Annotated in this window: 1 protein-coding gene; it reads left to right on the forward strand. The window is 33.4% G+C overall.

Annotated features, from left to right (window positions below):
- Nucleotides 1–1,255 precede the first annotated feature (1,255 nt).
- Nucleotides 1,256–1,802: UDP-N-acetyl glucosamine 2-epimerase (locus EGI24_RS14405; protein WP_255049168.1), on the forward strand; the 547-nt coding region annotated here is incomplete at its 3' end.

Below are 1,802 nucleotides of genomic sequence, written 5' to 3' on the forward strand. Positions count from 1 at the left end.
AAGTGCATTAAGATATTAAGAACATTCAGATTTTTGATGCACTTAAATTCTTGATGTTTAATTATTGAGGGACTATTTTTACCACAGAGAATTAAGAGTTTTGCATGGAGTGACACTGAGTATTTGAACCTTTGTATCTTTTTGTGGAATAGCTGGCTATCTTAATGCATCACCATTGAGGAAGTTTTTAACATTAAGTTTATTAAAAGCATTTAGATATTTTGATTCCTAAATGCCCTTAATTCTCTTAATGTTAAACATTTGAGGCTATTTTTTTTAACATGAAGTGCATTAAGATATTAAGAACATTCAGATTTTTGATGCACTTAAATTCTTGATGTTTCCTTAAATTGAGAAACTATTTTTACCACAGAGTGCTCAGAGTTATGCACGGAGGGGCACTGAGTATTTGAATCCTTGTGTCTTTTGTGGAATAGCAGGCTATCTTAATGCATAACCATTGAGGAAGTTTTTAATATTAAGTTTATTAAAAGCATTTAGATATTTTGATTCCTGAATGCCCTTAATTCTCTTAATGTTAAACATTTGAGGCTATTTTTTTTAACATGAAGTGCATTAAGATATTAAGAACATTCAGATTTTTGATGCACTTAAATTCTTGATGTTTAATTATTGAGAAACTATTTTTACCACAGAGTGCTCAGAGTTATGCACGGAGGGGCACTGAGTATTTGAATCCTTGTGTCTTTTGTGGAATAGCAGGCTATCTTAATGCATAACCATTGAGGAAGTTTTTAATATTAAGTTTATTAAAAGCATTTAGATATTTTGATTCCTGAATGCCCTTAATTCTCTTAATGTTAAACATTTGAGGCTATTTTTTTTAACATGAAGTGCATTAAGATATTAAGAACATTCAGATTTTTGATGCACTTAAATTCTTGATGTTTAATTATTGAGGGACTATTTTTACCACAGAGAATTAAGAGTTTTGCATGGAGTGACACTGAGTATTTGAACCTTTGTATCTTTTTGTGGAATAGCTGGCTATCTTAATGCATCACCATTGAGGAAGTTTTTAACATTAAGTTTATTAAAAGCATTTAGATATTTTGATTCCTGAATGCCCTTAATTCTCTTAATGTTAAACATTTGAGGCTATTTTTTTTAACATGAAGTGCATTAAGATATTAAGAAAATTAAGATATTTTCTATACTTATTTACTTAATGTTTAACCTTTCAAGAATCAGAGTTTAATTATATTCCATTAATTTTGAATTTTTAATAGCACCCATGTCAAAACTCATAGATATTATTGCAGGAGCACGCCCCAACTTCATGAAGATTGCTCCCATTATCGACGCTTTTAAGAGCCACCATTTCGAACAAAAAGGAATAAACTTCCGCCTAATACATACCGGTCAGCATTATGACAAGAATATGAGCGAGACCTTCTTTGATGAGCTGGGCATACCCCATCCAGACATCAACTTGCAGGTTGGCTCAGGTACTCAGGCTGAACAAACCGCCAAGATAATGGTGGCTTATGAACAAATTTTACTAGAAAAACCCTCTAATCTTTGTATCGTCGTAGGTGACGTGACTTCCACCATGGCTTGTTCCATTGCTGCCAGAAAACTCCATATAGACGTAGCACATATTGAAGGTGGTATTCGCTCTTATGACGAAACCATGCCCGAAGAAATCAACAGGAAGGTCACCGACGCCATTACCAATTATTTCTTTACCACATCTGAGGTAGCCAACCAAAACCTAAGAAGGGAAGGCATAAAGGAGGAAAAGATTTTCTTTGTGGGCAATACCATGATAGATACCCTGC

It is taken from the genome of Lacihabitans sp. CS3-21 (assembly GCF_024343675.1).
Lineage (GTDB): Bacteria > Bacteroidota > Bacteroidia > Cytophagales > Spirosomataceae > Leadbetterella.